Source organism: Candidatus Propionivibrio aalborgensis (assembly GCF_900089945.1).
Classification (GTDB): Bacteria; Pseudomonadota; Gammaproteobacteria; order Burkholderiales; family Rhodocyclaceae; genus Propionivibrio; species Propionivibrio aalborgensis.
Genome location: NZ_FLQY01000051.1, coordinates 1 through 8,659 on the forward strand (window position 1 = coordinate 1; position 8,659 = coordinate 8,659).

The window sequence follows — 8,659 nt, forward strand, 5'->3', positions numbered from 1 at the left end:
GACGCGCGTGCGGATCAGCACACCGCCCGTGGTAATCAACATGATCTCGTCTTCGTCATGGACTAAGCGGGCGGCGACGACCTTCCCGTTGCGTTCGCTGGCGGCGATGGCGATCACACCCTGCGTCCCGCGACCGGAATGGCGGAAATCGGCCAGCACCGTACGTTTGCCAAATCCGTTTTCGGTCGCCACCAGCACGGTCTCCTGATGATTTTCCGCAACCAGCAGGGAAAGCACCTGCTGGCCTTCGCCCAGTTTCATGCCGCGCACACCACGCGCCGTACGACCCATCGGGCGTACGTCTTCCTCGTCAAACCAGACAGCCTTGCCGGCGTCTGAAACCAAAACAATGTCATGGGTGCCGCTGGTGATTTCGGCACCGATCAGGAAGTCATCGTCGTCAAGCGCTACGGCGATAATTCCGGCTTTGCGCGGATTGGAGAAGTCGGAAAGCGGCGTCTTTTTGACCGTGCCTTGAGAGGTGCACATGAAGATGAAACGATCTTCGGTGAATTCTTTGATCGGCAGAATGGCATTGATCTTCTCGCCCTCTTCAAGCGGGAACATATTGACAATCGGCTTGCCGCGCCCTGTCCGGGCGCCCTGCGGCACCTCATAGACCTTGAGCCAGTACACCCGTCCACGATTCGAGAAGCAGAGGATGAAATCGTGCGTATTGGCGATAAACAGATGGTCGACGAAATCGTCTTCCTTGACACTCGCCGCCTGCTTGCCGCGACCACCACGGCGCTGCGAGCGATAGTCGGTGAGCGGCTGTGACTTGATGTAACCCGTATGCGAAAGGGTAACCACCATGTCCTGCGGCGTAATGAAGTCCTCGACGCCCAGATCCTGCGTATTGAGTACGATTTCCGAGCGTCGTTTGTCGCCGAACTGGGCGCGAATTCCCGTCAACTCCTCAACGATGATCTCGCTGATCCGCTCGGGGCGCGCCAGAATGTCCATCAGATCAGCAATGCGTTCAAGCAATTCGCCATAGTCTGCGACGATCTTTTCGCGCTCAAGGCCGGTCAGACGCTGCAGGCGCAGTTCGAGAATGGCTTGCGCCTGCGCCTCGGACAGCAGGTAGCCGTTTTTCGATAAGCCGTACTCAAGCCCCAGCCCTTCGGGTCGCGTTGCATCCAGCTTCGCCCGCTGCAGCATTTCACCGACCGTCGTCGACAGCCACAACCGCCCCATCAGGCCACGACGGGCATCCGCCGGCGTCGGCGAGGCCTTGATCAGCGCGATGATCTCATCGACATTGTCGAGCGCCACCGCCAGGCCTTCCTGGATGTGCGCCCGTTCGCGTGCCTTGCGCAGCTCGAACACCGTGCGCCGGGTGATGACTTCGCGTCGATGCGAGAGAAAGCAGTCGAGCATCTGCTTCAGGTTGAGCAGGCGCGGCTGGCCGTCGACCAGCGCCACCATGTTCATGCCGAAGGTATCTTGCAGCTGCGTCTGCTTGTACAGGCAGTTGAGAACGACTTCGGGGACTTCGCTGCGCTTGAGCTCGATCACCACGCGCATCCCCGACTTGTCCGACTCGTCACGCAGATCGGATATGCCGTCAATCTTTTTCTCGTTGACCAGCTCCCCGACCTTTTCCAGCAGGGTCCGCTTGTTCACCTGATAAGGCAACTCATCGATGATGATCGCCTGACGATCGTTGCTGCCCTTGATCGGTTCGAAGTGCGTCCTGCCACGCATTACAACCCTGCCACGCCCGGTACGATAGCCGTCACGAACACCGGAAACACCGTAGATAATTCCGGCCGTCGGAAAATCAGGTGCTGGAATGATGTCAATCAACTCGTCAATCGTCATTTCCGGATTGGCCAGCAAAGCCAGGCAGGCATCAATGACTTCGTTGAGGTTGTGCGGCGGGATGTTGGTCGCCATGCCGACGGCGATTCCCGACGAGCCATTGATCAGCAGGTTCGGGATGCGCGCCGGCAGGATCAACGGCTCTTGCTCCGAACCATCGTAGTTCGGCCCGAAATCGACGGTTTCCTTTTCAATGTCAGCGAGCAACTCATGCCCGATCCGAGCCATACGCACTTCTGTGTAACGCATCGCGGCCGCGTTGTCGCCGTCGACGGAGCCGAAGTTGCCCTGCCCGTCGACCAACATGTAGCGCAGCGAAAAGTTCTGCGCCATACGTACTATAGTGTCATAAACCGCCGTATCCCCGTGCGGGTGATACTTGCCGATCACGTCGCCGACAATACGCGCCGATTTTTTGTAAGCCTTGTTCCAGTCGTTGGACAGCTCGTGCATGGCAAATAGCACGCGGCGATGAACGGGCTTGAGACCATCGCGCGCGTCCGGCAAGGCACGGCCGACAATGACGCTCATGGCATAGTCAAGATACGAACGACGCATCTCGTCTTCAAGACTGACAGGCAAAGTTTCTTTGGCGAAGGGGTCTACGGGTTGTTCCATTTTCTTATCCGGATAGCGCCAGTGAGAAACTCGCTTCGGCGTCGGTGCGGTCGTCTTGACTAAGCCGGTGATTCTATCACGCCTGCATCGCCCCGCCAGAATCCAACGGAAGCGAAATACAACTGATTTGCACCCCCGATCTCCGGGCTAAAAGCACCATTCGCGCAACGATTCCGTCTGGTGACACTGAGCAAAAGCCCGCCAAGATCGATATTTCAGCGGATCCGAAGTAAGCTAGCGCATGGTTCTGAATAATTTCGCCCCCGTAGCCTGTTCCAGTCTGAAGCAGATCGACTCATGCACGTTCCCATAGACCTGCTCATCGAAGCCCGCTGGATCATTCCCGTCGAACCGGCCGATGTCGTGCTTGAAGATCACGCAGTTGCGGTCAACGACGGCCGGATTGTTGCAATTTTGCAACAAGGTGAGGCAAACACCCGTTTTTTTCCTCGCCAACGGAAACGACTGGCACATCACATTCTGATTCCGGGACTCGTGAATCTGCATACGCATGCGGCGATGACATTGCTACGTGGCCTTGCCGACGATTTACCGCTCATGGAATGGCTGCAGATTCACATCTGGCCCGCCGAGGAAAAACACGTCTCTGAACAATTCGTATACGACGGCACACTCATCGCTTGTGCCGAAATGCTGCGTGGCGGCATTACCTGTTTCAATGACATGTATTTCTACCCCAAAGCTATAGCTGGAGCGGCTCTAGCCTCCGGCATGCGTGCCGCAATCGGGTTGATTACTCTGGATCTTACGACCCCTTACGCGGCTGATGCCGACGACTATCTGGCCAAGGGATTGGCTGCCCGCGACGCGCTCCGTGACGAACCCTTGCTCAGTTTTTGCCTTGCTCCGCATGCGCCCTACACGGTAAGCGACCAAGCCTTCACCAGGGTCCTGACACTCGCCGAGCAATGTGATCTACCAATCCATTTACACCTCCATGAGACACTCCAGGAAATTGAAGACAGCGTGCAGCGCTTTGGCATACGCCCCATTGAGCGCTTGCACCAACTCGGACTACTCGGCCCCGGGTTGATCGGTGCGCATGGAATACATCTGAACATGGATGAAATCGCGCTCCTTGCCCAGCACAGCTGTTCGATTGCACACTGCCCCAGTTCGAATCTCAAGCTTGCCAGCGGCATTGCACCGACCGCAACGCTGGTGAAGCAGGGCGTCAACATGGGTCTTGGCACCGACGGTGCGGCAAGCAATAATCGGCTGGATTTATTTCAGGAGTTACGCCTCGCCGCCTTGCTAGCCAAGGGATACAACGGACAAGCAGATGCTGTCGGCGCCCATCAGGCACTGCGAATGGCGACCCTGGGTGGCGCGCAAGCGCTGGGCCTGAACGATGCAATCGGCTCCATCAAAATCGGCAAGGCTGCCGACCTGTGTGCGGTCAACATCAATGACATCGGTTTGACACCGTGTTATGATCCGGCATCGCTCCTTGTCTATTCAGCAGGGCGTGAGTACGTTACAGATGTGTGGGTTGCCGGGCAGCTTCGTGTTGCAAACGGCCACCTGCTTGAGACTAACGAAATTGAGTTGATAAATCTCGCGGCTTTGTGGCAGAATCAAATTCGTCCGCTTAATGTTTGAATCAATATTGCCGTTTAATAGGCGTAACAGGCCATGTGGACGAGAAACGAAACCACAGACTTTAACTATCGAGGGAAACCCAGATGAACAAAACCGTAAAACAAGTAATGATGGCCGTGCTGGCTACGACTCTCGGCCTCTGTGCCTCGTTGGCTCAAGCACAAACCAATAGCGTCTACGTTATCGACGGCCGCGGCGAAGTTGCCACAAGCGGTACAGGCCTGTGCTGGCGCACCGGCTTCTGGACTCCGGCAGCTGCTGCTACGGATGCGAACGGCTGCAAGTGCGACAAGGATCTGATCCCGAAAGAAATCTGCGAGCCGAAGATGGCTACGTCGGCCCCGACTGCGAAGCCGATGGGCGAAAAGATCACTGTTGCGGCTGATGCGCTGTTTGACTTCAACAAGGCTACGCTGCGTCCGGAAGGCAAAGCGAAGATCGACGAAGTTGCCGCCAAGGCCAGCCAACTGGTTCTCGAAGTTGTTATCGCTGTAGGTCACGCTGACCGCATCGGTAGTGCTGCCTACAACCAGAAGCTGTCCGAGAAGCGCGCTGCCGCAGTCAAGGATTACATGGTCAGCAAGGGCATTCCGGCGAACCGTATCTACACTGAAGGCAAAGGCAGCACGCAGCCAGTCACGAAGCCCGATCAGTGCAAGGGTCCGAAGAGCGCCAAGGTTATCTCCTGTCTGCAACCTGACCGTCGCGTCGATATCGAAATCATCGGCACCTCCAAGTAACTCTGCTGATGTCAACAAAAGCCCTGCTTCGGCAGGGCTTTTTTGTTTCCAACCTCGAGAAACTTTTCGTGCCATGCTTAACGCCGACCAGAACGAACTCGATAAATTCAGCCAACTTGCTCATCGCTGGTGGGATCCGAACAGCGAGTTCAAGCCTCTACATGACATCAACCCGCTTCGCCTCGCATGGATCGATAGCCACGCAGGAATTTCGGGAAAAACAATTCTTGATGTCGGCTGTGGCGGGGGAATTCTTTCTGAAAGCATGGCGCAGCGCGGTGCGACCGTAACCGGCATCGACCTCTCCGATAAGGCACTCGGTGTAGCCAAGCTCCACTTGCTGGAAAGCGGAAACAAGGTTGACTACCAAAAATCATCTGCAGAAGAGTTTTCTGACCGGACTCCCGCTTGCTACGACGTTGTGACTTGCATGGAAATGCTTGAACACGTCCCCAACCCGGCCAGCATTGTTTCCGCCTGTTCCGTACTGGTCAAACCGGGCGGCCATGTCTTTTTCTCCACGATCAACCGCAATGCCAAGGCTTACCTGCTTGCCGTAGTTGGTGCCGAGTATATACTCAAGATGCTGCCCAAAGGCACGCATGATTATGCGAAATTCATCAAACCGTCCGAACTTTCACGTTGGGCGAAAAGCGCCTTGCTGGAACCCGACGAATTGATCGGGATGACATTCAATCCGCTCAATCAACGTTACAGCCTCGGGCACGATACCGACGTTAACTACCTCTTGCACACCAAGAAAACCTCCTGAGTACTCCCACACCAAGGGCGCTAGCAACCCTCAGAATAGGGCCATCCTGAGCGTCATCGCGTGGTAGAATGCCATCGTTGCGCAAGCTTTTTGGTGTTATCTGACGGATCGATATCTACAAAATGGGGGCGACCTGGCTTCGACGTGGGTTGCAAAGCAGAGCAGGGCATACCGAGGACCAGTCACCTCGTAAATCCATCTGGAAACTACTAAACGCCAACGACGAGCGTTTTGCTCTAGCCGCTTAGGCGGTTGGACCGCTGTACTGATCGGTCTCTGGGTCAGGTGAGGCAACTCACAACAGCGTCATTTACAGGGGCTCGCTCTTGCCAGGGTTACTTTGGCAAGGGCTAAACCCAAGGTAACTCGCCTGAAGCAAGCCTGTTCGGCCGGCGTGCAACGGTTAAAACCAAAATGACCGGACTAAGTATGTAGAACTGTCTGTAGAGGACTTGCGGACGGGGGTTCGATCCCCCCCGCCTCCACCAATAACAATAGCCTTTTCAACGAGTTATATAAATATCTCGCTTGAAACTGGCTATTTTTTTGGCTGTTTTTGTCTGGCTAGTCGGCTTCACATTGGTTCAGCTATTCGCCTTGAGCCGCCCGTATGTTGTATTTATGAGACAGGCTCTGTCTTCGAATTCTGCACGCATAGCCTTTATCGGCGTTTTTGAGAAAACTGGGGCCACGCACGAACTGCTGAAAGCATGCTCTAGTCATCTTCCGCAATCGGGAATACGACCCGCGCCCGCAGCCCTCCGGAATCCGAAGCGAGAAAGCTAACTTGCGCACCGTGACGATCAGCAATCGTTCGAACGATGGACAGGCCAAGCCCGCTTCCGGTATTGCCATCGTTACCACTACGACGGTAAAAGCGATCGAAGACGCGTTCGTACTCTGTAGCAGGAATACCTGGCCCGGTATCGGCGACTTCGAGGAAGGCATGCCCTTTTTCAAGAGCGCACGAAACATCCACACGCCCGCACGCGGGGGTATACCGCAGCGCATTTCCGACTAGATTGGACAGCAGGATGTGCAGGGCATCGGCATCTCCTGACACCACAGCCGCCTCATCGGCCAAGGTCACGCCCAGATCAATTCGCCTATCTTCGGCAAGCCGCTCATGATCAAGAACCGAGTGCCGCACCAGCTCGGCAAGGCTTACCGGCGCAAATCGATACTCGGCAGCGCCCGGCTCCTGTCGTGCAAGTGTCAGCAGTTGCTGAACGGCATGAGTGGTTCGTTGCAATCCGTTCTTGAGCTCACCCAGCGCCGATTCCCTGTCCTCACTGGATGTGGCCCGTTCGACGAGTTGCACTTGCAGTTGCAGCGCCGTCAGTGGCGTGCGTAGTTCGTGAGCAGCATCGGCGACGAAGGCACGCTGGGCGTCCAGCGCAGATTTGAGCCGCGCCAGAAGGCCGTTCAGCGAGTACACCAGCGGTTTCACTTCTTCAGGTACTTCGGCCTCGTTCAGCGAATCAAGCGAATCAGGCGTCCGGGTCTGCACCAGGCGCGCAAGCCGGGCCAAGGGTTGCAAGCCACGACCAACCAAAACCCAGATGAACAAACCCAGAACCGGGAGCAGTACGAAGAAAGGCTTCAGCGTGCTCCAGGCGGCGTCGGCCGCAAGCTGATTGCGTACGCGCATCGGCTGCGCCACGGCTATCGTCAGACCGTGGAACTGGGTGGCGAAAACCCGCCACTCTCCCTCGCGGGTATCCACTGACGAATAGCCCAGTTTGGTCAGTTCAGGCCATGACTGGTGCGGCCGGGAAAAATACATCGTCAAACCGTTCCGATCCCACACGCGGATTACGTAATCCAGACTCTCGTCGCCGACCAGCGCTTCAGCGGAGCTCTGAAACGTCTGATCGCGCAATGACAGGGCAATCTGCCTCAATTGGTAGTCAAAGAGCACGCCCGCTTCATCGCGCGCCGCACGATACGTGGCCCAGCCACCAAGCATCATCACCACGAACATGGCGCCAAGCAAAGCAACGAGCAAATTGCGGCGGATTGATCTCATGCGCGTTCCGGCACCGTGTAGCCGACACCTCGCACATTCCGTATCCACCCGGCACCCAGCTTGCGTCGTAGCGAATGGATGTAAACTTCGACCGTATTGCTTTCGACTTCCTCATCCCAGCCATAGATGCGTTCTTCAAGCTGGGCGCGCGAGAGCGGTACCCTGGGCTGCTCAAGAAGCGCCTGTAACAGGGCGAACTCACGCCCGGAAAGATAAACGGGCGATCCGTCGAGAAAGACTTCATGCGTTGCCGGATTGAGAGTGAGCGGGCCGTTTTCCATCAGCGGCGAGGCTCGCCCGGCCTGCCGCCGCATCAAGGCCCGGATACGGGCCACCAGCTCATCGAAACTGAAGGGCTTCACCAGATAGTCGTCGGCTCCGGCATCCAGGCCCTTGACCCGATCAGCCACGGAATCTCGCGCCGTGATCACCAGCACCGGCAACACCAAGCCATTCCGACGCCACCCGGCGAGCAGGTCCAGACCGGTCTTCCGTGGCAAACCGAGGTCGAGCAGGACTAATTCATGTACGCCGCTGGCGAGCGCCAGTTCTGCCGCTGCGCCGTCGCGAACCCAGTCCACTGAATAGCCTTCCTGCCGCAACCCACTCTGAACACTGGCCCCGATCATCGGGTCATCTTCAACGAGCAGCAGGCGCATCCTTCCTCCCTGGTCAATATCGACTGAAAATACTCATGTCCCGGTTCATGTTATAGCGGTTTCATCTTCAAGCCAAAACAACGAGATCGACGAGCTGCAACGGCTTGCCGATAAATCGCAAGAATCGGGTGGCAAGCATTCGTCTATTTGGCCACAATGGAGAGCAAACGATAAGTAGAGCCTGTCCCGTGGATACTGCAAGCCTGTTGCGACTGTTCCTGTTGGCTGCCATCTGGGGCGGGTCGTTTCTCTTCATGCGCATCGGCGTCCCGGTGTTTGGACCGGCCGCACTGATCGCCTTGCGTGTATTGATTGCCGCAGTCTTCCTCTGGCTGACCAGCATGTGGCTGAAAAAGCATCTTGAATTTGGCCGTCACTGGAAACACTACCT

7 protein-coding genes and 1 other RNA gene are annotated in these 8,659 nt (G+C 56.5%); 5 read left to right on the plus strand and 3 right to left on the minus strand.

The window, feature by feature from the left end:
- Window positions 1–2,445 (minus strand): DNA gyrase subunit A (gyrA, locus tag PROAA_RS03800; protein ID WP_186410061.1); only part of this gene is annotated, 2,445 nt, incomplete at its 3' end.
- Between the two features lie 297 nt (window positions 2,446–2,742).
- Between gyrA and PROAA_RS03805 the strand changes: the two genes are divergently transcribed.
- From PROAA_RS03805 to ssrA, 4 genes are all read left to right on the plus strand, one after another.
- Window positions 2,743–4,068, plus strand: a complete 1,326-nt coding sequence (locus PROAA_RS03805; protein WP_186410062.1) for a TRZ/ATZ family hydrolase — start codon at window positions 2,743–2,745, stop codon at window positions 4,066–4,068.
- 83 nt (window positions 4,069–4,151) lie between these two features.
- Window positions 4,152–4,808: an OmpA family protein gene (locus tag PROAA_RS03810; protein WP_186410063.1), complete on the plus strand. Its 657-nt coding sequence runs from the start codon at window positions 4,152–4,154 to the stop codon at window positions 4,806–4,808.
- 73 nt (window positions 4,809–4,881) lie between these two features.
- Window positions 4,882–5,580 carry a bifunctional 2-polyprenyl-6-hydroxyphenol methylase/3-demethylubiquinol 3-O-methyltransferase UbiG gene (gene ubiG / locus PROAA_RS03815; protein ID WP_186410064.1) on the plus strand — a complete coding sequence of 233 codons (699 nt, stop codon included), beginning with the start codon at window positions 4,882–4,884 and terminating at the stop codon, window positions 5,578–5,580.
- 124 nt (window positions 5,581–5,704) lie between these two features.
- Window positions 5,705–6,068: a transfer-messenger RNA gene (gene ssrA / locus PROAA_RS03820) on the plus strand.
- Window positions 6,069–6,295: 227 nt separating this feature from the next.
- On the opposite strand, the gene PROAA_RS03825 is transcribed toward ssrA, so the two are convergent.
- Window positions 6,296–7,609 (minus strand): ATP-binding protein, encoded by a 1,314-nt coding sequence (locus PROAA_RS03825; protein ID WP_186410065.1) that lies wholly within the window; start codon window positions 7,607–7,609, stop codon window positions 6,296–6,298.
- Window positions 7,606–8,268 (minus strand): response regulator, encoded by a 663-nt coding sequence (locus PROAA_RS03830; RefSeq protein ID WP_186410066.1) that lies wholly within the window; start codon window positions 8,266–8,268, stop codon window positions 7,606–7,608. Before PROAA_RS03830 ends, PROAA_RS03825 begins: the two co-directional genes overlap by 4 nt.
- 188 nt (window positions 8,269–8,456) lie before the next feature.
- Here PROAA_RS03830 and PROAA_RS03835 point away from each other — a divergent pair.
- Window positions 8,457–8,659, plus strand: a 203-nt coding sequence (locus PROAA_RS03835) for an EamA family transporter (RefSeq protein WP_342669205.1), incomplete at its 3' end; no start/stop codon positions are given.